Annotated in this window: 22 protein-coding genes; 3 read left to right on the forward strand and 19 right to left on the reverse strand. The window is 49.0% G+C overall.

Going from position 1 to position 23,993, the window contains the following annotated elements:
- Window positions 1-190 precede the first annotated feature (190 nt).
- A complete protein-coding gene (locus tag HMPREF0658_RS11760) occupies window positions 191-442 on the forward strand; it encodes a T9SS type A sorting domain-containing protein (protein ID WP_211203969.1) in 252 nt (83 codons plus the stop codon).
- Window positions 439-2,187, forward strand: coding sequence for a hypothetical protein (locus HMPREF0658_RS07710; RefSeq protein ID WP_006949907.1), 1,749 nt, complete (start codon window positions 439-441; stop codon window positions 2,185-2,187). The genes HMPREF0658_RS11760 and HMPREF0658_RS07710 overlap by 4 nt, the downstream gene beginning before the upstream one ends.
- A 1,644-nt stretch (window positions 2,188-3,831) precedes the next feature.
- Here the strand turns inward: HMPREF0658_RS07710 and HMPREF0658_RS07715 are convergent.
- From HMPREF0658_RS07715 to HMPREF0658_RS07725, 3 genes are read right to left on the reverse strand one after another with little or no spacing between them, the layout of a single operon-like run.
- Complete coding sequence (locus HMPREF0658_RS07715; protein WP_006949911.1) at window positions 3,832-4,104, reverse strand: DUF4834 family protein; 273 nt, start codon at window positions 4,102-4,104, stop codon at window positions 3,832-3,834.
- Between the two features lie 13 nt (window positions 4,105-4,117).
- Complete coding sequence (pssA, locus tag HMPREF0658_RS07720) at window positions 4,118-4,849, reverse strand: CDP-diacylglycerol--serine O-phosphatidyltransferase (protein ID WP_006949915.1); 732 nt, start codon at window positions 4,847-4,849, stop codon at window positions 4,118-4,120.
- A 5-nt stretch (window positions 4,850-4,854) separates the two neighbouring features.
- The gene (locus HMPREF0658_RS07725) at window positions 4,855-5,547 is read right to left on the reverse strand and encodes a phosphatidylserine decarboxylase family protein (protein WP_024990944.1); all 693 of its coding nucleotides are present in this window, start codon (window positions 5,545-5,547) and stop codon (window positions 4,855-4,857) included.
- Window positions 5,548-5,686: 139 nt separating this feature from the next.
- Here HMPREF0658_RS07725 and dnaE point away from each other — a divergent pair, with 139 nt between their 5' ends.
- A complete protein-coding gene (gene dnaE, locus HMPREF0658_RS07730) occupies window positions 5,687-9,403 on the forward strand; it encodes a DNA polymerase III subunit alpha (RefSeq protein WP_006949917.1) in 3,717 nt (1,238 codons plus the stop codon).
- Between the two features lie 192 nt (window positions 9,404-9,595).
- Here dnaE and HMPREF0658_RS07735 read toward each other — a convergent pair whose 3' ends face one another.
- The 16 genes from HMPREF0658_RS07735 to folD form a co-directional block, all read right to left on the reverse strand.
- Window positions 9,596-10,150, reverse strand: a complete 555-nt coding sequence (locus HMPREF0658_RS07735) for a Fe-S-containing hydro-lyase (RefSeq protein ID WP_006949918.1) — start codon at window positions 10,148-10,150, stop codon at window positions 9,596-9,598.
- 18 nt (window positions 10,151-10,168) lie between these two features.
- Window positions 10,169-11,011, reverse strand: a complete 843-nt coding sequence (locus HMPREF0658_RS07740) for a fumarate hydratase (protein ID WP_006949919.1) — start codon at window positions 11,009-11,011, stop codon at window positions 10,169-10,171.
- Window positions 11,012-11,956, reverse strand: a complete 945-nt coding sequence (locus HMPREF0658_RS07745) for a P-loop NTPase family protein (protein WP_006949921.1) — start codon at window positions 11,954-11,956, stop codon at window positions 11,012-11,014.
- A gap of 85 nt (window positions 11,957-12,041) precedes the next feature.
- The gene (locus HMPREF0658_RS07750) at window positions 12,042-12,362 is read right to left on the reverse strand and encodes a DUF4387 domain-containing protein (RefSeq protein WP_006949922.1); all 321 of its coding nucleotides are present in this window, start codon (window positions 12,360-12,362) and stop codon (window positions 12,042-12,044) included.
- Between the two features lie 12 nt (window positions 12,363-12,374).
- A complete protein-coding gene (locus HMPREF0658_RS07755; RefSeq protein ID WP_006949923.1) occupies window positions 12,375-13,754 on the reverse strand; it encodes an acyclic terpene utilization AtuA family protein in 1,380 nt (459 codons plus the stop codon).
- Between the two features lie 255 nt (window positions 13,755-14,009).
- Complete coding sequence (locus tag HMPREF0658_RS07760; protein ID WP_006949924.1) at window positions 14,010-15,248, reverse strand: methylaspartate ammonia-lyase; 1,239 nt, start codon at window positions 15,246-15,248, stop codon at window positions 14,010-14,012.
- Window positions 15,249-15,261: 13 nt separating this feature from the next.
- Entirely contained in the window at window positions 15,262-16,725 is a 1,464-nt protein-coding gene (locus tag HMPREF0658_RS07765) for a methylaspartate mutase subunit E (protein WP_006949925.1), read from the reverse strand.
- Window positions 16,726-16,743: 18 nt separating this feature from the next.
- A complete protein-coding gene (gene glmL, locus HMPREF0658_RS07770) occupies window positions 16,744-18,129 on the reverse strand; it encodes a methylaspartate mutase accessory protein GlmL (protein ID WP_006949926.1) in 1,386 nt (461 codons plus the stop codon).
- Window positions 18,126-18,539, reverse strand: a complete 414-nt coding sequence (gene glmS, locus HMPREF0658_RS07775; RefSeq protein ID WP_006949927.1) for a methylaspartate mutase subunit S — start codon at window positions 18,537-18,539, stop codon at window positions 18,126-18,128. The genes glmL and glmS overlap by 4 nt, the downstream gene beginning before the upstream one ends.
- Before the next feature lie 525 nt (window positions 18,540-19,064).
- Window positions 19,065-19,394: a DUF3467 domain-containing protein gene (locus tag HMPREF0658_RS07780; RefSeq protein WP_006949928.1), complete on the reverse strand. Its 330-nt coding sequence runs from the start codon at window positions 19,392-19,394 to the stop codon at window positions 19,065-19,067.
- Window positions 19,395-20,036: 642 nt separating this feature from the next.
- A complete protein-coding gene (locus HMPREF0658_RS07785) occupies window positions 20,037-20,603 on the reverse strand; it encodes a 2-oxoacid:acceptor oxidoreductase family protein (RefSeq protein WP_006949929.1) in 567 nt (188 codons plus the stop codon).
- A 15-nt stretch (window positions 20,604-20,618) separates the two neighbouring features.
- Window positions 20,619-21,389, reverse strand: a complete 771-nt coding sequence (locus HMPREF0658_RS07790; RefSeq protein WP_006949930.1) for a thiamine pyrophosphate-dependent enzyme — start codon at window positions 21,387-21,389, stop codon at window positions 20,619-20,621.
- A 28-nt stretch (window positions 21,390-21,417) separates the two neighbouring features.
- Window positions 21,418-22,506, reverse strand: a complete 1,089-nt coding sequence (locus HMPREF0658_RS07795; protein ID WP_006949931.1) for a 3-methyl-2-oxobutanoate dehydrogenase subunit VorB — start codon at window positions 22,504-22,506, stop codon at window positions 21,418-21,420.
- A gap of 4 nt (window positions 22,507-22,510) precedes the next feature.
- Window positions 22,511-22,744, reverse strand: a complete 234-nt coding sequence (locus tag HMPREF0658_RS07800; protein WP_006949933.1) for a 4Fe-4S dicluster domain-containing protein — start codon at window positions 22,742-22,744, stop codon at window positions 22,511-22,513.
- A gap of 114 nt (window positions 22,745-22,858) precedes the next feature.
- Window positions 22,859-23,038 (reverse strand): tetratricopeptide repeat protein, encoded by a 180-nt coding sequence (locus HMPREF0658_RS07805; RefSeq protein WP_006949936.1) that lies wholly within the window; start codon window positions 23,036-23,038, stop codon window positions 22,859-22,861.
- Between the two features lie 44 nt (window positions 23,039-23,082).
- Window positions 23,083-23,967, reverse strand: coding sequence for a bifunctional methylenetetrahydrofolate dehydrogenase/methenyltetrahydrofolate cyclohydrolase FolD (gene folD / locus HMPREF0658_RS07810; RefSeq protein ID WP_006949938.1), 885 nt, complete (start codon window positions 23,965-23,967; stop codon window positions 23,083-23,085).
- Window positions 23,968-23,993: the final 26 nt, after the last annotated feature.

Below are 23,993 nucleotides of genomic sequence, written 5' to 3' on the forward strand. Positions count from 1 at the left end.
ATAGTTACTTACCTGTTTCGTGGCGACTGCAACCTTAGCGATGCAGGCGCAGAGTTTGAAGTATCTCACGTTCAAAACCCGTTCCGGCACAGAGAAATCCATGTCTGTGAAAGGACTGAAGATGGTCTTCACGGGTGGAAACCTTCTGGCTACGAACAAAGAGACCTCGTTAACCTTACCCTTAACCGACATGAGTGACATGACATTCACTGCCGTACCTACTGCAATTGAGGCTGTGGGTGCCGCTACCGACCTTGTAAAGGTCAATGGCAACAGCCTGTGTGTGACGGCACGTAAAGGAACGGCGGTGCATATCTACACAGCCGATGGCCGCTTGATAACCGGCTTTACAGCCAACGGGAATCCCGAAGAAATGTCCCTGCAAAGCGGTGTCTATCTCGTCAGCATCAATGGTAAAACCTTTAAAATCGTAGTGAAATGAAAAAGATATTCCTCCTTCTGACTATCTGTGCCATGGCTTTTTCCGTACAAGCGCAGAATATCTTGGTGTATAAAGATTTGAGTATCAAATCCGTTCCGGCAACCATGGCCGGTACAATCGGTTTTTCTGCCGGCAAGATGTCACTGGTCGGTACCGACTACGACACGTCTCTTATCGACAGCGTGGTTGTGCGCGAAAGCAACGCACCTTTCATTCTTGGCCTTAGTAACGTAACGTTTACCTCTGTAGACGTAGACCTGAAACCTCAGAATGCGAACGACTTGTATTTCATTGCTACTATTTCACGCCGTCTCCTGCGCCGGTATCACAGCAATTCGGTAAAGAAATATATGGAAAACCTGCTGGCCGACGACATGTGGAAAGGCAAAACAATGGCTCAAATCATAGGGAATATTGCCGATAAGGGCGACTATTCCAACACGGTAGAAGAGTTGCTGCCGGGAGAAGAGTATGTGGCTTTCGCTATGGGAATCAATACGCAAGGGCAATTCACCACCGATACGCTCGTCGTACCTTTCCGCATGCGCACCGCTGTCTCTGAGAACACCTTCAGCGCGCAGTTCTCTAACATTTCGTACAATGGTGCTGACGTGAAGATTACTGCCACCAACAACGATACTTACTACTATACGTTCCGCTCCAAGGCATGGACATCACAGTATGCTAGCGACAAGGATTTGCTCGATGCCGTAGCAACGGAAGATGCCATGGTGATTCCTGCCTACGTGAAAAGTGGTAATATCGATGTTCCCAACGATGAAACGCTCTATACCGACCGCGACTATGAGCTGTTGATATTCGGTTATGATATGACTCATTACGTGCCTTCCACCCGTATCTATCGCTTCGCTTTCCGCACGGCTGCTGCCGGAATAGACCCTGCCACGGTTACTTATACGAGCAAGGTCGATAAGATTGGTCCCCGAAGTGCATCCGTTTCTGTTACGCCCAGCAATGAGAAAGTGATGTATTACTGGGATTTGATTCCCGATACCGATTATCAGAAACTCCACGGCGACATGACTTCCTATGCCAATCAGGTGCTCGACCATATAGGCCGTGCCAAGCTCGCAGACCAAGCTCTCTATCGTGGCGAAAGCGAATTCGATTACAACTACGTGCTCGACCCTGCTACGACTTACCATATCTGGGTAGCTGCCATCTCTGAAAATGGCACGATTGTAGGCACGGTGAAGAGTGCCGGCACGCTGACCACTGCACAGGGAAAAGTGAGCAAGACAAGTGCGTCGCTGCATTTTGATAAGTTTTACGATGGAACGGCTGTCTACGATGCCCTTCACGATTCGGCACCATGGAAGTATACCGAAGATTTGAAAGGACGGGCATACGTCCCCGTGACCATGGTTAAGAGCCAATCGCCTAAACCTATGCGAACGAGAGCCATCGCGGCAACGGGCGATTTCACCGATGAAAACGACATCACCGATGAACAAATCATTAAGGTGCTGCAAACCGAGGGCTATAATTGGGAGGGAACCATGGGTATCTCTGTGCCTTACGACGAAGATGTGACATTTATGGCCGTGGCCATGGACTCTGATGGAAACTACTCGAAAGTGTTCCGTAAGAAAGCTCGCTTCAATCCCATAAAGGCTTCTCCCATCAGTGACCTTACGGGTTCGCAAGCTCCGCCGGCAAAGGTGAAACTGTTGAAAACCATCTCTGCACCCAAGGCTTATAAACTGTTGAAAGTCAGTGAATAAGCTCTGATATTCTGAAAGCATAGCTTTTGCATGGTCATCGCTTAGCTTTCATCCCCTCAAAGCATAGCTTTTACATTGTGAAAGCTATGCTTCTTCATTTCCATAGATAATAGCCCAAGGCAACGCCTTAGGTAAACGGGGATAAAAAAGATGAGCGCTGTAAGTGCGATAGACCTTTTTCTTTCATTTTCAAATAGATGTTTGATAAAGATGTGTCGCACCTACAGCGCTCCACTTGGGGAAATGCTATATACCCAGCGCTATGCGCTGGGCTGATATGTTGCGCTCCTTCAGAGCTTATCCCCGTTATATGAACGAGTAAAATGTACATTGGTGAAGATCACAACTACATGCCATTAATGATTGAAAATGGAGTGCTGTAAGTGCGACAGATAATAGCCCAAGGCATCGCCTTGGGTAGAGAGAATGCCAAGCGCTGAAACGAAGTTCGCCGTGCGAAGCAAAGGCAAAGTGCGACAGACCTTTTTATTTCATTTTCATATATATGGATGAACGGGATGTGTCGCACCTACAGCGCTCCACTTGGGGAAATGCTATATACCCAGCGCTATGCGCTGGGCTAACATGTTACGCGCTTGCAGCGCTTACATTACACCTCACACTATTCTAATATGGTGTTGATACACCCCACAAAAATGCCTTGTCGGAACTTATTCCGTACCTCACACAATCATTTTATGACATCTATATGCCTTACAATGTGCCTCTTGCAGCGCTTATTTCTGCTGTATGAGTGAGGAGAATGTACATTGGTGGAAATCGCAACTACATGCCATTAATGATTAGAAGGTAAGCGCTGTAAGCGCGAAAGAGAATAGCCGAGGATAATGCTTTTGGTAAAGCAATGTTATAAAATGGAGCGCTGTAAGCGCGTAAGCTGTCAGCCCAAGGCATCGCCTTGGGTAAACGGGGGTAAAAAAGGTGAGCGCTGTAAGTGCGATAGACCTTTTTCTTTCATTTTCAAATAGATGTTTGATAAGGATGTGTCGCACTTACAGCGCTCCACTTGGGGAAATGCTATATACCCAGCGCTATGCGCTGGGCTAACATGTTACGCTCTTTGCTTTGCTTCCTCTTCGTGTCAGCGAACTTCGTTTCCGCTCCGCTCCGCACAGCGAACGTTCGTTTCAGCGCTTACTCTGCACCTAACCGCATTATAATATACGCGAGTTCGGGATAAGGCTATCGGACTGTAAGCCCCGAGGGGGCGTAAGACCTTAGGCAGGGTGTGAAGCTCGTAAGAGCGTAATTGAAAATCGCCGGCGCAAAACGGAACGTGAAGCGGAAAGGCAACCCCTGATAAGCATGTGCAGAAAGATGAACCCCGTGGGTGATGGAGGATGGAGGGTTAGTGTTCTGTCGCCCCTTCAGGGCTTAGACTGCGGGAATCCACAACACAGGGGCTGCGCTATTGCTTACCCCTGTCTAAGGTCTTATGCCCCCTCGGGGCTATTGGATAAGATTTTCTTATCCCAAACTCGCGTATAATATGGTATCAATATGTCCTATAAAGCAACTTTGCCAGCACTTATTGTATGTCTCAAATCATCATGATACGTTCATCTTTTTTGTGATATAGTGCTCCTTTTCTTGCTTGAAAACGGGCGGAGGAAAGTAGGAATATTATTCTTCCTTGAAGTCCACGTATTCCCCTTCGTTTTTCTTAAATATCTTTTTGTTGGCTTGCGAAGGGTCGCGTGTGTCAATGATACGTTCTTCGGTATCGGAGGTAGATGAGTTGTAACGGTGTTGGGGGTCATTGAAAGCCTCGTTCATCTGTTGCTTGAACCGGTCGGCAGCTTGGCGCATTTGATGGAAAAGTCGAAAAACGGTGACTCCACCGACGATAAGAGCGAAGAGGACACCCAAGAGAACAAGCAACAACAGGAATGCCATAGGACAGGGGAAATTAATCTTTTGTGGGGGCGGAGCGCCGTTGGTAAAAGTCAACGGCGATGGAAAGAAATACGTAGCAAGCAATGATGAGCGCAATGCCGCTTATCCGGAACAACAGCAGCACAGGAATGCAGAAAAGCAAGAATCCGTATTTCACCTCATTGCCTTTCCAACTCCATTGCTTGAATTTAAGTGCAAACATGGGAATCTCTGCTATCATGAGCCAACAACTCAGGCAAATGAGGAGCAGGAATGCAGGTACGACGGCCTTGGAGTTCTCCCACGACGGGGGGAAATCTACAATGAGAGCAGCCCAGAAGAGAGCGTTGGCCGGCGTGGGGAGGCCGATGAACGACGAGGTTTGCCGTTTGTCGATATTGAACTTGGCCAATCGCAACGCGGAAAAGACCACTAAGAAAAAGGCGAGATAGGGTATATAATTCTGTGCGGGCAATAAGGCCGCGGGATAGTTGGCTGTTGAGAGAGAGAATGCCACCATCATTGCAGGCGCAAAACCGAATGTGAAGACATCGGCAAGGGAATCTAATTCTTTGCCCATCGGCGAAGAGACGTGCAGCAACCGCGCACTCATGCCGTCGAAAAAGTCGAATATCGCTCCGATGATAATGAAGAGCAACGCCCGTTCCATGTCGCCCGTAAAGGCAAAAGATGTGGCAATACAACCGGAGAAGAGGTTGCAGCAAGTGATGGAATTGGGAATGTGGCGGGTTATGAAGTTTGCCATCTTTGTTATTTCATTTTGGCGATGACCGTTTGATCGCCTGTCGTGCTTTGCCCCATCTGTACGCAAACTTCGGTTCCGAGGGGCAGGAATACGTCTACACGAGAGCCGAATTTGATAAAGCCGAGATGCTCGTCAATATAGCAGTCTTCGCCTTCCTTGGCATAAGTGACGATGCGTCGTGCCACGGCTCCTGCAATCTGTCGGCAAAGGATGTCGGTTCCGTCGGGCGTGGTGATGATGATGTCGGCATGTTCATTTTCTTCGCTGGCTTTTGGAAGCCATGCTTTGTAGAAATTGCCGTCTACATGTTTCACCTTTTTCACTTTCCCATTGACGGGAAACCAGTTGGCATGGACGTTGAACAAGCTCATGAAAATAGAAATCATCAGTCTCTTTTCGTGAAAATATTCGGTTTCTTCCACCTCTTCAATCACGACCACTTTACCGTCGGCAGGTGCCACAACAATGCGGTCGTCCTCATCTTCGCTGAAGTATCTGATGGGGCATCGAAAGAAGTTTACAACTATGCCGTAGACGATTCCGGCAGTGATGGAAAAGCCCCAAAAGGGAATTTTGCAATCAAACGACCTCCATAAAATCACTGCGATGGCAACAAACAGAAAGAGTCCGTAGAGCAATGTGTCCGTACCCTCTCTGTGGATGCGTATCTTTTTGAGTTTCTTTATATTTTCGGTCATAGCAGTCTTGGTCATAATAACCGGCAGCAAAGGTACTTCTTTTTTGTCAATCACCCAAACATTTAACCTTTATATTTTGGTTATATCGGGTTTTCGGAGTACCTTTACGCCTCGTTTCAACCAGAGCAAAACCATCGTTATGCAAGATTTCGTACACCTGCACGTTCACACTTACTATTCGATTCTCGACGGACAGTCAAGCATCGAAAACCTTGTAGAAAAGGCCGTGGCCAACGGTATGAAAGGGATGGCTATTACCGACCATGGCAACATGTTCGGCACAAAAGAGTTTTACAACTATTGCAAGGGGGTGAATGCGCGGTTGAAGGCAGAGGGTAAACCAGCTTTCAAACCGATTATCGGTTGCGAAATGTATGTGGCACATCGTAAAAAGACCGACAAGGTGTTTGAAAAAGGCGACCGCAGCGGTTACCATCTCATCGTGTTGGCCAAGAATTACACGGGTTATAAGAATCTGATAAAGCTCGTAAGTCGGTCGTGGGTAGACGGTTTCTACATGCGGCCGCGCACCGACCGTGAGGATTTGGAACGCTTCCATGAGGGACTTATTGTGTGTTCAGCCTGTATTGCGGGAGAGGTGCCGCGGAAAATCCTCAGCGGCGATATGGAGGGTGCTCGCGAAGCAGTGGAATGGTATCATCGGGTTTTCGGTGAAGACTACTATTTGGAGATGCAGCGACATGAGGTGAAAGACCCCCATGTGAAAGCCAATAGGGAGACATTTCCACAACAGCAACGCGCCAACAAGGTGTTGCTCACGTTAGGAAAGGAGTATGGAATCAAGGTTATCTGCACGAACGACGCGCATTTCGTAGACCAAGAGAACGCAGAAGCTCACGACCATCTGCTTTGCCTCTCGACGGGGAAGGATTTGGATGACCCGAACCGGCTGATCTATACCAAGCAGGAATGGTTTAAAACGCGAGAGGAAATGAACGAGGTGTTTGCCGACCAGCCCGAGGCACTGACCAATACGCTCGAGATACTCGACAAGGTGGAGGTCTATAGCATTGACAGTCTGCCCATCATGCCGTTCTTTCCCATTCCCGAAAGTTTCGGAACGGAAGAAGATATACGCCGCCGCTATACGAAAGAACAACTCTTCGAGGAATTTACCCGCGACGAGAACGGCAACGAAATCCTCTCTCGCGAAGAGGCCGAGCAAAAGATTGAGAAGCTCGGAGGCTACGATAAACTCTATCGAATCAAGTTTGAGGCCGACTACTTGGCCAAATTGGCCTACGACGGTGCCAAGCCTCTCTATGGTGACCCCTTGCCCGAGGAGGTGGCCGAGCGCATCAAGTTCGAGCTTCACATCATGAAAACAATGGGTTTTCCGGGTTATTTCCTCATCGTGCAAGACTTCATCAATTCCGCCCGAAACAACCTTGGAGTACTTGTCGGACCAGGGCGCGGCTCTGCGGCAGGCTCTGTGGTGGCCTATTGTTTAGGCATTACGAAGATAGACCCTATCAAATACGACCTTCTGTTTGAGCGTTTCCTGAATCCCGACCGTATCTCCCTGCCCGATATCGATACTGATTTCGACGACGACGGACGAGGGAAAGTGCTCGAGTGGGTGGAAGACAAATACGGCCATGACAAGGTGGCGCATATCATTACCTACGGCACGATGGCTACGAAAAACTCTATCAAAGACGTGGCACGTGTGGAACGGTTGCCCCTCGAACAGGCCAATTACCTATGTAAGGTCATCCCCGACCGGTTGCCCGACGGCATGAAAATGAATCTGACCAATGCCATCAAGGCGGTGCCCGAGCTGCGCGAGGCCGAAGCCTCTCCCGATGAGCGACTCAGCAACACGATGAAGTATGCAAAAATGCTTGAGGGTACGGTGCGCGGAACAGGTATCCATGCCTGCGGAACCATCATCTGCCGCGATGCCATCAGCGACTGGGTGCCCGTCTCCGTTGCCGAAGACAAAGCCGACCCGGGGCATAAGTTGCTTTGTACGCAATATGACGGTCACGTGATAGAAGAGACCGGACTTATCAAAATGGACTTCCTTGGCCTGAAAACACTCTCCATTCTTAAAGAGGCCGTCGAAAACATACGCATCTCTACGGGTGATGTTATCGATTTAGACCATATTCCCATTGACGACAAACTCACCTATCAACTCTACTGCGAGGGGCGAACCATCGGTACGTTTCAATTTGAATCGGCCGGCATGCAGAAGTATCTGCGCGAACTACAGCCGTCGGTCTTCGAAGATTTGATAGCCATGAATGCCCTTTATCGTCCCGGCCCGATGGATTATATTCCCGACTTCATCGCCCGAAAGCGCGACAACTCGAAAATAAAATATGACCTCCCTTGCATGGAAAAATACCTGAAAGATACCTACGGAATCACCGTCTATCAGGAACAGGTCATGCTTCTCAGCCGGCAGCTGGCCAACTTCACCCGCGGCCAGAGCGACACTTTGCGCAAAGCGATGGGAAAGAAACAAATTGACAAGATGAACCATCTTGAGGGACTCTTTTATGAAGGAGGGGCGAAAAACGGCTACCCCAAAGAGGTGCTCAGTAAGATTTGGGAGGATTGGAAGAAGTTTGCCAGCTATGCGTTCAACAAGAGTCACGCCACATGTTACTCGTGGGTGGCTTTCCAGACGGCTTATCTCAAAGCGCATTACCCCGCCGAATACATGGCTGCCGTGATGAGCCGCAACCTCAACAACATTGCCGAAATCACCAAATTCATGGATGAATGCAAGGCCATGGGTATTTCTACCCTCGGCCCCGATGTGAATGAAAGCCGGCAGAAGTTCAGCGTGAATAAGAAAGGGGAGATTCGTTTCGGGCTCGCAGCCATTAAGGGAATGGGCGATGCTGCGGCAGATGCTATCATTGCTGAGCGTGACAAGAATGGCCCTTTCAAAGATGTCTTTGACGTGGTGCAGCGCATCAATCTCAATGCCGTGAATCGTAAAGCACTCGAAAGCCTTGTCTTGAGCGGCGGGCTCGATAGTTTCCGTATCGCCCGCGAGAGCTTCTTCGCCCCGGACAATCGCGGTAATCAATTTCTCGACACGCTTATCAGATACGGACAGCTTTATCAGATGGAGCAAAACGAAGCCCAGAACTCCCTCTTTGGCGGAACTGAAGCCGTGGAAATCGCTACACCCTCTGTACCTTCTGCTGAGCCATGGAGCCCTCCCGAACGGCTTAATCGCGAGCGCGACCTCGTGGGCATCTACCTCTCGGCACATCCCTTAGATGATTTCGGCATGATATTCCACAATCTCTGCAATACCGCCTGCACGGAAGTGGGACAGGACGGTCGACGCGAAGAACTATCCAAGCGCGATGAACTCATTTTCGGTGGCATTGTCACCTCTAATAAATCGAAGTTCACCAAGACAGGGAAACCCTGCGGATTCGTGACCCTCGAAGACTTTGAAGGCAGCGGTGAGCTCGCTTTCTTCGGCGAAGAATGGGGACGCTGGCAGGGCATGCTCATCGAGGGAGCCATCGTTATGATACGTGCCAAGTGTGTGCCCCGGTTCCGAGATTCCCACCTCTACGACCTCCGAGTGACCGACATACAGTACATGCAGACGGTGAAGGAAACATTGATAGAAACCTTTACCATTGCTATCAACAGCATGGCACTCGACGAACCGCTCGTTTCCGACCTTGTAACGCTTATCAACGACAGCCCGGGGAAGACCCGGCTCTGTTTCCAAATCAAAGATGCTGAAAGCAACAACGTGATTTCTCTGCGCAGCAAGGCGAAATCAATCGAGATTAAACGTGACCTCATCAGCTTTATCGAACGCAATCCTGCACTCTCCTATAAAATCAATTAACCCATTCTTTTCTGTTATCAACGAGACGGTTTCTATTCATGCGACAACTGTCTTATTAACAGAAATTCATCCGTTGTTATCTCGGTAATTGTCTTGTTAACAGAGAATCGCTCGTGTTGACAATGCCAGACAAAAAAATCTGCCCTTACTCACGCAAGGGCAGATTTCCTATTCACAACTAAAAGAACGGCATTACTCTCTGTATTGGGCAACACCGATTTCATACATGTCGTTGCCTTCAGAGTCTATTGCCACAATAACAGGCAGTTCCTCTACCCGTAGTTTTCGGATGGCTTCGGTGCCGAGTTCGTCAAAAGCGATGACCTCGGCTTCTTTCACGGCCTTTGCCATCAGTGCGGCGGCTCCGCCAATAGCGGCGAAGTAGATGCCGGTATATCTCTTCAGAGCCTCGATGACTTCCTTGCTTCGGGAACCTTTACCTATCATGACGCGCAATCCTTCGCGGATGAGCGTGGGTGAATAGGCATCCATGCGTCCGCCGGTAGTGGGGCCTACGGAACCGATAGGCTGTCCGGGCTTAGCGGGGCAGGGGCCGGCGTAGTAGACAGCTTGTCCGTGGAAGTCGAAAGGCATGGGTTCGCCGGCATCGAGCATCTCGCAAAGTCGCTTGTGGGCAGCATCGCGTGCTGTGTAGATGGTGCCCGAGATATAAAGCATGTCTCCGGCTTTGAGCGATTTTATTTTTTCGTCCGTGAATGGAGCTTCGATGATTCTCTTTGTTTCCATAACCGATGTATGTGGAGTTTATAAATCGCCTTCGGCGTGGCGCGTGGCGTGGCAGCCGATGTTTACAGCAATGGGTAAGCCGGCAATATGGGTGGCGTTGGTAAGTATGTTTACAGCCAATGCCGTGGTGGAGCCTCCGAAGCCGCAGGGGCCGATGCCAAGTTTGTTGATTTCGTTGAGAAGTTCTCTTTCGAGTTGAGCAATGGTGGGGTCGTGGCTCTCGCTGCCGACGGGTCTGAGCAAGGCTTTCTTGCTGAGGTAGGCGGCGCGTTCCATCGTGCCTCCGATGCCGATGCCCACGATGATGGGTGGGCAGGGATTGCCGCCGGCATGACGTATAGTGTCGATAACAAACTTCTTGATACCCGCGATGCCGGCACTGGGGGTGAGCATTTGCAATCCGCTCTTGTTCTCGCTGCCGAATCCTTTGGGGGAGACGGTGATGTGGAACCGGTCGCCGGGCACCATTTCGTAGTGGATGATGGCGGGTGTATTGTCGGTGGTGTTCACGCGGTCGATGGGGTCGCGCACCACGGATTTGCGCAGATAGCCCTTGCTGTAGCCCTGACGGACGCCTTGGTTGATGGCATCTTCGATAAATCCGCCAGTGATATGTACATCTTGTCCCATCTCAATGAAGACGACGGTCATGCCGGTGTCTTGGCACATGGGGCATTGCTCGTTTTTAGCGATGTCGGCATTCTGGATGATAGTGCCGATAATCTGACGTGCCAGCGGCGATTTCTCCACGTTGGAACGTTCGACAAGACGAGTGTAAATATCGCGGGAGAGCACGTAGCACGCCTCGATGCAGAGACGCTCTACCAACTCGGTAATCTTGGCTGCTTCTATTTCTCTCATTTAGCTGTTTCTTGTGAGGAAGTATTGGGTGTTCCGGTTCCGAATGTTTTCGCAATTGTTGTCTACCAATCCGATGAGGCAGTAGGTTTTTGTCTCCTCGTCGTACATGAGTTCTTTAACGAGTGAGAAGTCTTGTATCTCGGCAGTGTTCTTCACCTGCAAGCGAGGGCCGTCGCAATCTACGATGCGCTCACCTATCTTGATGTGTTCCTCGTCGTAGTAGGAGATAGGCTGCTTTTCGGCAATCACGGCCTTTACGTCTTCTTCGAGGCGGGAGATGTCGATGTCTTCCTGCTTGTAAAATTTCATGACGAAGCCGTTTCTGATGTCGGAAAAGAAGTAATGGTCGTGGTCAAGTCCATATTTCTCTTCCAAGATAAAGCGGGTGATTTCTTCCGCAGAGTGCGCCATCTTTCGGTACTTCAGCGATTTGTGCACAATCTCGTAAATGCTTTCGGGTAAAGGTCCGAACATGGAAGGGCGGGTGACGATAATCTCTTCGCCGATGCCCACGATGAGGTCAGCGTTACGTCCGAGGGTGGCGTGCAATAGGTTGAAGTGTTCGATGATGACACGCTTGTTGTGTTCGAGCAGCGTTTTCACGAACTCGGCAATCTCCCACATCTGCATGAACCCGTTGAGAAAACGTATGTCGAGATGGAACGAGGAGGCTTCTCTCACCTCATGCAGGGCGATGGTATCGCGTGCTAACATGATTTTACGTGGGTTGATAACGTCATCGTCGTTGGATAACTCCAGCCCGGGAAACATACCCTTAATGAGCGACGATTTACCGGAGCCTGCATCGCCCACAATACCAATGAGCCGGTCGGAATAGGCTAAGTGCCGTTGTGAGATGTGGTCGCCTAAAAAGATGAGACGTTCCTTGCCGCGCGGCGCAAAATACTGCGAGGCAATGCGGTATTGCTGAATGGGGTTAATCATACGGAAGCGGTAAAACTAAGAGAGAAGGCTCTCCACCCGCGCTGCCGGAGACATGAGCCGGCAACACAGGGAAGAGCCTTGCTCATTACATTTCAAACGAACTTTTCATCAAAGGCACATGCTGTTGTGCACCATACACATCGGTCTCGCCCAACGCTCCCGAGGGGATGGGGCGTACGATGGTAATCTTAATAGCCTTAGCAGGGTCGAAATGTACGATATTGATGATGTCGGACTCCTTGATTTTGTATAAGGCGGCAAACATCTTCTCATTGAAAATCTTGGCGGCCTTTACTTTGTTGTATGTCTCGAAGTCTTTGAAGATAACGTCGAAAGTCAGTTCGTAAGGTCCTGAATTCTTGCTGCGGATGACAGAAGCTACGTCTATCAAATTATACTTTGCCATAATCGTTTTCGTTTAACGGTTGCTTACTCCTTTATTGAATGTAACGTATTCTATCGGGAACAGGCTCACGGGGTCGTCTACCTGCAAGAGGTGATAGATGTTGAACTCGTAGACCTCGCCCATCTTGCAGTCTGACGGCGAGAAGGGAAATGCCAGATTGCCGGCTGTGGAGATACGTCCTTCGTAGCCGAAGTGAAGCATTGTGCTGCGGGCAAAGCTGCAGATGGTGTTAGCCGTCTCTTGTGTGTCGGCCACGGCCTCGATAATGATGAGCAGTTCGTCGGAGTGAGATTCTTCTGCCCCCTCAAACATAGCCATGACACCTTTCTTCCCATATATCTTGAAATCGAGGAAGAAGTCGGTGATGCCGTATTTTTCGAAGTTGTTTTCCACGCGTTCTCTGACGCTCTTGATAATGCTGTCTATCTTTGAAATCATCACAGGGTCTTTCACGGCGGCCGGTGACATGGTGCGGAAACCTACGCGGCGCACACCCTCGAGCTTCACGAAATATTGTTCGGTGGGTACGAACTTACTACCGGAAACGCGCACCTTGTTGTCGTCTATCTGCTCGAATTTAGATTCATGCAGGTCGATAGCACCGCCGGGGCCAGGCAGAACATAAGGATTGGTCTTTTCATATAAGGTGTGAGCAGCAATAGACAACGTTGTGCACTTGCGCAGGGGAGACAGCGGCTCAAGCACGAAGTCATCTTTGTGCAGATAGCCGAACATGCAGTCGCTTCCGCTTCCGGGCAATGCACAGATGGCTGCACACTCCAGAATCTTACCCAGATGGATGGCCAAGCCTTTGTTGAAACCTTCTTTGACGGCGAGGGCAGCAAACACGGAGGGGTCGTAGGAACGGCCGGCAATGATAACATCGGCACCTTCTTCGAGGGCTTTGATGTAGGGCTGTTCGCCGATTTGCGCCACGATGTGCACTGCCTCGTCTACGTCTTTCTCCTGAATAGGCTTGGCCGGTGCTAATGGTGTCACCTTGCCTTGGCGCAGGTTTTCTTTTATAAAATCTTTGTCGAACTCGGACTGGATAACCGCCAACTTGAACGAGAGGCCTTTTTCGTGGGCAATCTCTTTCACGATGTCGATAACAAACTCCACGTGCGGTCTTGCACCACTTCCGCCCGCGGTTCCCACGATGACAGGTATCTTTGCCTCAATGCCGGCCGGTATCATGATTTCGAGGTCGCGTTTCACCGAGTTACGGTCGGTGAACGATTTGCCGGCACCTAAATAATAAGGGCCGGGGTCTGACGAACCGGCATCGACGGCAATCACATGCGGATTGCGTTTCATTCCTTCAACAAACGATTCGAGCGGGAAACCGTATCCCAAAATCGCTGTCGGGGAAAGTATTCTCATTTCTTCCATAATATACGTTTTAAACCTCGGTATCTACGAACTTCCCGAGGGAGTGAATATCTGATATGAATGTTTCGTTAAATCCAAATCCGGTCATGAGACCTAAGAATGGTTGCATCTGCTGATTTTCGGCTTTTACCGGTCATTAGTCATTTATTTTTGGCTTATAGAGTCCCGGCGACCTATAAATAATTTATTTCTGACTTCCGTTTATTCACAATTGCTTATTTTTTAGGTCTCATGACCGAGATTTGGGGTTATGTATTATTTCGTTAATGCCAAGATGCGGCTCATTTCGTTGAACACAATCATATAGCCTTCGTCGACACCCATACCCGGTTTGGCCAGATATTGTACAGGCGATGTAGCCATGGCGATGTGGGCACATACTTCAGCTGAGCGATTGGTCTCATTGCAGGTTCCACCGAGGTATGCCCCCATTTGGTTCTTTTTGCAATAGATAACGGCTTCGATAGCATTGTTGATACCGCCGAGGTCGGGTGTTTTGATTTGTGCCATGTGTCCGGCTTTCTGCTCGGTGAAGTCTTTGATGTCTTCTAAGGTGTTGCACCATTCGTCGGCTACGATTTCAGCATCGATACCATCTCTGTCCATAGCTGCACGAATGGCAGCGAGCGCCTTGATTTGTGCCTGTTTCTCACCCATATCAACGGGGCCTTCTACCCGCAGGTGGAATGGTTTGGCTATCTCTGCCACTTCGCCGATATACTTGGCGATGGCTTCGAAGTCGTTGTTGAAAACGATGCCCAAGGTGCCATATACGTCGATGTGAAGTGTGGGATTGTAGCTTTCACAGGGGCGCAGTTTGATGATTCGATTTCTCAGCCATTCAATGTACTCCTTGATTTTCTCGCCTTTCAGACCCACTTTTGTTTCCACGTGATTGAAGAGCGCATGGGGTAAAACGTCGGCTTCTTTCATAATCATCTTGTCGGCATTCAGATAGCGGTCATCGCCCGACTGAGAAAAAATAGGGATGATGCTGTTAGAAAGTTTCGTACCATATTCCTCTGCTATCACCTCGGCCATCAACTTAGATTGGCTCTTGGCCACAGCATCGAGACAGGCCTGCGTCACACCGTAACGGATTGCCGTATGATAAATCTTGCCGGTAGAGGGGCTCACCGTTTTGTCCACGATGTCTGCCATCTTCCTGAATGAAGAGATTTCCTTGCCTTCATAGAGAGGAGCAATCTCTTTTTCTATCACGGGAATGAAGTCGGCGGCGAGGAAAAGAGGGTCGCGACCGCCGGCACCGGAGTATTGCACTGCAGCACAATCGCCGTGGGCGATGACTCCGTTTTCTAAAATAAACATCACGCTGATAGACTCACCGGCCTGTCTTACGGACGTGAAACCTTGTGTCATCGGCTTTCCTTCGTAGAAAGCACCGTCATTCTTTGCGCCGGCTTTGATGGCTTTTTGGTCATCAAAGAAGAAGCCTGTCTTGCCAGGGGCGCATACCACTTTCTTAATCTTCATGTTCAGAATATATTTAATCGTTAATGTTTCTCGGACGTCCTACTAAGTGTCCCTTACCAATGGCATATACATCATCAATGACCATCTGGAAACTGACGGGACGGTTCTCGTAGCGGGCGCGTTCTTCTAACTTGTTCTTGTGGAAGTCTACCAAGTCTTGTGAGAGAGGCATGTTGCCCAGATTCAGTAGGCGGATAGCACCCGTATTATCGCGTGCCGGCATCACTTTGCCGGCGTTGAATTTGCTGGGTGCAAAAGGTATATCAATGACACCGGCCTCAATAGCGGCCACAGTACCTACGGCATAGTCGCCCTTGCCCAACTCTTCCACTTTGTCGAGGATGCATTTCATTTCCGCCATGATGATTTCGCTCTCGGCAACCACAGCAGGAATTTCCCGGAAGCATTGGTCTTTTAGCATGTTGATAACTTGCTTTGTTGCACGCAGACCAGCAGCATTGGCCTCTTTTGTGGGAATACCCATGGCTTCGTGCGGAGTCTTCACAATGACTTTCGTTGCCTTTGCCAATGCTGCAGCGGCAGCACCCCATGAGATGACGCCAAACGATTTTGCCTCGTCTTGCGGGAATCCACCCATCCATTGGTGAAAGACGGTGGTGATACGGGCATCCGTAAACCCAAAGCGGTCTAAGTATTGGCGTGTCATGATATCAAGAGCGCGGATGGCTGCAACGTCCTGTATCAAGTTTCCGCACTGCCCGTAGCCCACGGTCAAGTCTTTTACACCTTGTGTAGCGGCGAGCAATCCTTCTATCACGGCTACGGCATTTGAAATACATGGGGGGATAAGTGTACCTGTAAGTGGGCCGAACGGCTCTCGGTTGATAGATACACCGGCCTCTTGATACATTCCCACCAGACGGTCGGTATATTGCCAATGGGCAATGGTCTGATCGATGGGATGTGCTTTAGAATAAGGTATGTTGTAAGATATTCCACCGCCTTCAAACGAGGTGAAACCGCCTGCAATAGAAATTTCGGTCAGCAAACGGGCATCGGGCGTTCCATGGCGTACCTGAACGGGATTCTTCAGTGCCGAAGTCACGCTGCGACAGATGTCTACACCGTAGTTTACGATAGGGAAACCATTGAGCATGGAGCGGTTGGTCTCGCGGCTCTTCTGGATGCCTATCTCTGCTTCCTTATATCGGTTCAGACGCGTATAGCTGTCTACGGTAGAAGGAAGGAGGTCGGCCTCTCCTTCTTCCTCAAGGAATTGCAGTAACTGTTTATGTTCTTCGGGTAGCGCTACACCTGCGCGTGGCTGTATCAGTGTGGTTTTATCCTCGACAGCCTTGGTTAGCTTTGCCGAAAACCGCTTTTCAGGTGCAATACTTTTCTGATAGGCAACAGCCTCGTCAAAGTCCACGCCTTTACCTGTCTCCCATTGAGATAGTACTTCTTTTCTCTCTGCGAAGAACTTTTCGTCGGAGAGTTTTTGATTCTTTAATTCCATTGTGATGAGAAGAATGTATTAATTGATATAAGTTATTTCTTTTTTCATGATGCTTAGAGCGAGTTTCGGCTCGAAGCTACTTAGGAGTCCCATAGAGGCGAAGATATACTTCTTATCCAACAAGTAGCGGGGCCTCTTAGGCTTGGCAAACATTACATCCTTGGATGCGGCTTTCTCTGCACCACTGAGGATGCGTTCAGGATGGGCATTATTGATGATAGAACCGCCGATACCGATAACCACAGGTACGTCTGATAGATCTTTCCCTGTCAAGGTAAACACCTGACCCATTGGGGTGTAAGCTGGTTCGAAATAGCCGCAATGTCGCTCCACTGCTATTTTTACAGCATTGCGTGCCAGCCCCTCTTCTATCCTTGTTTCCTCTTCGTCGCAGGGTAATGTGTCGGGCTTTGCTGCACAGGTCTCTATCCATTTTTTCACCTTTCTTATTTCCACTCCTATTTCGTGTGCAAACATCTCAAGGTTCAATTCGTCTGCCATGGCTGCCAGACTGTATCGCATACCGAGGTCGCCCTCTACAGAACGTTTGCTGTACGGCTCCGGCAAACCTTTGGTAATCACTTCCGCCACAGTTGGTTCTCCCGCAGCCATCGAATAAACATCGGTGGTGGCACCGCCTAAGTCTACAGCCATCATGTCCCCGATACCGTCATCCAGACCGTCACCCTTGCTCAGCAATTCGCAGCCTGTGAGTACGGCGAGCGGCGTAGGTATGATGTCGTACCCGCTCATCTGCTGTATGGCTGTCAATCCTTTGGCTTCTATAATTCTGCTAATGAAGAGGTCTTTAATCTTCTGTTTGGCCGGAGTGATGTTGATGATATTAAATTGGGGCATCACGTTCTCGGTAATGGCACATTGTTTATTTGAGTTTTTGAATATTTCTGCAAGTTCATACGATGCGGTCTTGTTACCGGCAGCAATGATAGAGAAGTTTCTTTCTATTTCGCAAAGCCGTTTGGCATTGGCCAAGATCACATCTTTGTTGCCGCCATCCGTACCTCCGCAGAGCAATACAAGGTCAGGATTGATATCGTAAATCTCCTGCTGTTCTGCCTGTGATATCTCGAAGGAGTAGGTCTTTACCACTTTTGCCCCTGCGCTTGAAGCCGCCATTTTGGCTGCCTTGGCTGTGAGTTCGGGCACTAATCCGAGTGCAACCATCTTTAAACCGCCGGCAGCACTGCTACAGCACAAGAGCCTGTCGTATGCGAAAGACCCGATGGCAATCTCCAACTTCTGCAAGGCTTGACAGAAACCCTCCATCACATCGGTCTCAATGGTCGTAAAGGCTGTTGCCGTACCTACCACGCAACCTTGTTCTGTATCAATAGCAGTCAGCTTCGTATAGGTACTACCGAAGTCTGCAGTCAGATATTTCATGCCCTACCCAGAATCTTGTCAAGGTCTGCAATCGTTGTTTCTACAGGTGTTCCCGGGGGGTAGACCTTATTGAACCCCATGGCTTTGAAGCGTTTTTCAACGTCTTCAAAGTTCTGTTTTCCTACGACAAGGTTACCGCCGGCAAGGATTGGAATATCTTTCAAGCCTGCCTCGTCGCATTTCTGACGGAAGCCGTTGCAGTCTATTTCTCCGTGTCCATACATTGACGATACGAGAATAGCGTCTGCATTTGTCTCTATGGCTGCTGCGATATACTCTTCCTGCGCCACCATGACACCAAGGTTTACCACATTGTAGCCGGCCTGTTCCAAAGCAAAAGCCAGAATCTTATTGCCGACAGCATGTGCATCTGCGCCGATGACGCCTGTTATCACCGTTTTCTGTTCCATAAGTTGATTCAAAAGTTATTATATAAGTTTGGTTAGATTGTTTATTTCTTCAAGGACTCGCCTGCCCTGTTGCAAACATATAACCTTAATTTTTTATACGAGTAAAACAAACGTATTTATTAACACTATTAACCTTTGTTTACTTCGTATCGCTATCTGCACTAAGCAAAACGTGTAATTACATTATGAAACTATTTTATCTAAATACAAGTAAATACGGCTGAGAAACAGTTTCAAAATGACAGGAAACCTCGTTCTTACCACCATCTGTCAATTGCCCGATGGCTACTTTATTCCCAAAGAATAGATAGAGATTCTCACTTCTTAATAGTTAATATGTGTTATAATATTATTTCCCTCTTCATTTGGAATAAGGAAAGCCAAATATAATAGTAAAAAAAGAAAGGTTCTTCTCCTCCTTCTTTCCTTGTCATATTGCTATGCGAGAAAGAGGCGGATAGGAGGATAGCCGTTGTTCCATACCGTTGGTGTGTCGGCTCATCCTGCTTTTTCTGCCTTTATTTCTTAGGCTTCACCGTTGCTACTACCCATTCCGAAAGGCGCAATTGTCCGTTCCTGTTGCTCAGGGATACGAATTTTCCCGAACTCCTGCTCATATCTTACAAGGTTCTCCTGCAAGGCTTGCATCAGCCGCTTGGCATGTTCGGGGGCGAGCAGTACGCGACTGTTCACTGTCGCCTTGGGTACGCCGGGCAACAAAGATGCGAAGTCTACGACGAACTCTGAACTTGAGTGCGAGATAATGGCGAAGTTTGAATATACGCCTTGCGCTACTTCCTGAGATAAGTCTATCTGCAGTTGTGGCTCTTGATTGTGTTGATGATTGTTGTCCATACCTGATACAATTAATGTGTAATACCTTATTTTCTATTGCAAAGTGCATGCTATCTATTTGCCGAATGCAACTTACTTTCTACAAAGGTATGTTTTTTCTTTCAAACCGGCAAATAGATAGAACTATAAATCATTTATGGTGACACATATTTTATCCCACATCGGTATAGATGGAGTAAAACCTGTGTGTAGTCTATTCCGGGTCGAAAAAGAGCATTTCTCCCATTTCTCACGATTCAACGGGAAGAATCAGGGAGATAAAAAAGGGAGGAGGACGTAATCACTACGGCCTCCTCCTAAAAAAATTAGAGAGTTATTAAAAAATCAAGTATTTATATTTGCTATATCTTCTTATACTCCCTATCCGCTCTTCCTTGAGAGTAAGAGATAGCGGAACCGGACGGTAATATTACCGTAAGGAGTCTTATTTTTTCTTGTTTGCCTATATGCCGACGTAGAAACGACATCGCATGTCGCTTTTATTTACCGGTCTTTTCCGTACGTGTTATAATCTAATCGTTGAATCTCAATATTTGAGATATCTTCAACGGCGCTCCCGTTGTCAATCTCTTTTACTTTTGCAAATATACGAATATTCTTTTATCTACAAAAAAAATACACGAAAAAGTTGAAATATTTTATTTATTTTTCTGTTGAAGCCGTCTTTTCCTCTCGTTGAATAAGTGTTTTACCCGCTTCTACTGCCGTCATGTTGAGCGGAATGAGCCGATGGTGTCGTTCAGGGAGTGTCTTCCTCAGTGCTTTTTCCAGACCACTCTCGGTCACGATGGGGCAGACCCTGAGGAAACCACCCAGCACTACCATATTAAATACTTTGGAATTTTTCATCTCTGCCACCTTATCCATAGCGTCTATCCGATAGACTTCGATGTCGGTACGTGTGGGAGGATGGAGCATGCCGAAGCCGTCATAGATGAGTATGCCGCCCGTTTTTACTTTCGACTCAAACTTATCGAGCGACGGTTGATTCAGCACAATGGCCACGTCATAGCTGCTCAAAATGGGTGAGGAGATGCGGTCGTCGCTCACGATAACCGTCACATTAGCCGTCCCGCCCCGCTGTTCAGGACCATAGGCCGGCATCCATGTCACTTCTTTTCCCTCCATCAGTCCCGAATAAGCGAGTATCTTGCCCATAGACAATACACCTTGCCCGCCAAATCCTGCTATGATAATTTCTTTTTTCATACCGTTTCTATTGGTTTAAGGATTCCCTGTGGTATCTTTCAAATCCCCTTTCGGATATTGGGGAAGCATGTTTTCTCTCATCCATTCATTCGCTTCGGCGGGTGTCATCTTCCATCCGCTGTTACATGTGGAGACAATCTCCACAAGGCTTGCTCCCCAACCGTTCATAGATGCCTCAAAGGCTTTTCGTATGGCAGATTTGGCTTTTCTGATAGCCGCTACGGTATCTACGCTCTGCCGAGTGACGTAGCATGTGCCTTGTAGTCCGGCTGCAATATCGGTAATGTTGAGCGGATAGCCATGGAGTTCCGCCACCCTACCTTCAGGACAAGTTGCAGTCTTCTGTCCTAAAAGTGTCGTTGGTGCCATCTGTCCACCCGTCATGCCGTAAATGGCATTGTTGATGAAGATGATGGTAATGTGTTCTCCCCGATTCAGTGCATGCAAAGTCTCTGCTGTCCCTATGCAGGCGAGGTCTCCGTCTCCCTGATAGGTGAATACTAACCTCTCCGTCCATAGACGTTTGATACCCGTTGCTAAGGCCGGTGCCCTGCCGTGTGGAGCTTCTTGCCAGTCAATGTCAAGATAGCGGTAAGCGAATACTGCACATCCTACAGGGCACACCCCTATGGCTTTCTCCTCTATGTTCATCTCTTCGATTACCTCTGCCACGAGTTTGTGAACGACACCGTGGGAGCATCCCGGGCAGTAGTGCATCGGCACCTCATTCATAAGCGAGGGCTTCTGATACACGATGTTTTCGGGTGAAAGTATGTCTTTATTCATACGTCGTCTGTCTTTGTGAGGCGGTGTATCACCGACCCGTCAGTTTCTCTTTCAAGGCTTTTACTATCTCGCTCGGCTCCGGCACGATGCCGCCAAGCCGTCCGAACCATTCCACAGGTAACTCGCCATGAGTAGCCAAGCGTACATCTTGCACCATTTGTCCGGCATTGATTTCCACAACCAATATACCTTTCTTTCCTTTTGCTGCCGCTTCTATTTCATGGGATGGGAATGGCCACAGGGTGATAGGGCGGAACAAACCTATGTGTAATCCCTCTTCGGAAGCCAATTCTATGGCTTTTTCTGCGATGCGGGCAGCACTTCCGAAACTTACGATCATGTATTCGGCATCATCCATGTGTTGGGTTTCGTATCTTACTTCCTGCCTTTCTATCTCTTTGTATTTGGCTTGCAGGTGCTTGTTGTGCACTTCCATGACCTCCGGCTTCAGTTCCAGCGAGGTAATGATGTTGGGTTTACGTCCTTTCTGTTTGCCCGTTGTAGCCCATGGACACTCTTTCAGAATCTCCTCTTCTGTGCGTCGCGGTTTAAGTGGCGGCAATACCACTTTCTCCATCATCTGACCTATCACACCATCGCTCAGTATCATGGTGGGATTCCGATACTTGAAAGCCAATTCAAAGGCCATGTCTACGAAGTCGGCCATCTCTTGTACAGACGAGGGTGCTAATACAATGACGTTGTAATCTCCGTTACCTCCGCCCCGTGTTGCTTGGAAGTAATCGCTCTGTGAAGGCTGTATTGTGCCTAATCCGGGGCCGCCTCGTTGCACGTTTACTATCACTCCGGGCACTTCTGCTCCGGCCATATAGGAGATGCCCTCCTGCATGAGTGCCACACCCGGGCTCGACGATGAAGTGAATGCACGCTTACCCGCACCTGCCGCACCGTAGACCATATTGATTGCGGCTACCTCGCTTTCAGCCTGCAACACCACCATTCCGGTGGTCTCCCATGGCTTCAGCAGTGCAAGGGTCTCTATGATTTCACTCTGCGGTGTGATAGGATAACCGAAATAGCCGTCGACGCCACATCGTATAGCGGCATAGGCGATGGCTTCGTTTCCCTTCATCAATACGGTTTCTTGCTCATTCATGGCATTACTCCTCCTTCTTCTTTCGGTAAACGGTGATACACCCGTCGGGGCATACCATGCCGCAGGCGGCACATCCGATGCACTTGTCGGGGTGTGCGGCCTCTGCATATATATAACCTTGTGTGTTTACGCGGTTTGATGCCATGGTAATCACCGACTGCGGACAGGCAATGACGCACAAGGAACATCCCTTGCATCTGTCCGTGTCTACTACGATGGCTCCCAACATTTTACCCATAGTGCTTTTGTTTGTTCGCTGTTTCCGTCTGCCCGTGACAGGCAGACACCGAAGACATCTGTGCCATGTGCCTTCCGGGAATGTCTGTTTGCCGACGGAAAAAATCTTGTTCTGTCAAGGATTGTAAGTATCCTTATGATAAAAGCGATAGATACGTTCCAGCATTTCTTTCGCCTGTACAGCCGGACTATCGGGGTTCAGTGCGATGGCCTCCATGTAACTGTTCATGGCTGCCTGCCAATCTCCCTGTTGCCGGTAGGCGTTTCCTTGCTTGTAGTAATCTTCGCTGTTCATTCTTATTATATAAGTTGTTGTCCGAGAGTTCCTGTTCGGGGGCTTTACCGGTAATACTCTTTCTTGCCGGCGGCCAAGGTGTTCTTCATCAGAGAACAGATGGTCATGGGGCCTACACCGCCGGGGACGGGTGTGATATACGCACATCGGGGGGCTACCTCATCGTATTTCACGTCGCCGCGGAGTCGGAATCCGCTCTTGTGGGTGGGGTCTTCCACGCGGGTGGTACCCACATCGATGACGACAGCACCCTCTTTTACCATGTCGGCTGTCACGAATTCGGGACGTCCGATAGCCGCAATGATGATGTCAGCGGCACGACATTCTTCTTTCAAAGTCTTGGAACGAGAATGGCATACGGTCACAGTGGAGTCGCCATACTGCTTCTGCATCATGAGTTGCGCCATGGGTTTGCCCACGATGTTGCTGCGTCCGAGTATCACGCATTTCTTACCGCTTGTCTCTATCTTGTAGCGTTGGAGCAGCGTAAGAATACCTAAGGGTGTGGCAGAAATAAAGCAAGGGAGACCGATAGACATGCGTCCGACGTTGATGGGATGGAATCCGTCCACGTCTTTGCGGTAATCGATGGTCTCGATAACTTTCTGTTCGTCGATGTGCGCAGGTAGAGGCAGTTGCACGATAAAACCGTCTACATCGGCATCGTTGTTGAGTTTCTGCACTTGTGCCAGCAGTTCGGCCTCGGTGACATCCGCCTCAAAGCGAATAAGCGATGACTTAAAACCGCATTGCTCACAGGCTATCACCTTGTTCTTCACATAGGTTTCCGACCCTCCGTCGTGGCCTACGAGGATGGCTGCTAAGTGAGGTTGCTTGCCGCCGCCGGCGACAATCGCTTTCACTTCTTCGGCTATTTCTGCCTTGATAGCGGCTGCCGTGCTCTTTCCGTCTATGATTTGTGTCGTCATATCGTATGAATCTTTCTGAGTTTGTG

The organism is Hoylesella marshii DSM 16973 = JCM 13450, assembly GCF_000146675.1.
GTDB lineage: Bacteria > Bacteroidota > Bacteroidia > Bacteroidales > Bacteroidaceae > Prevotella > Prevotella marshii.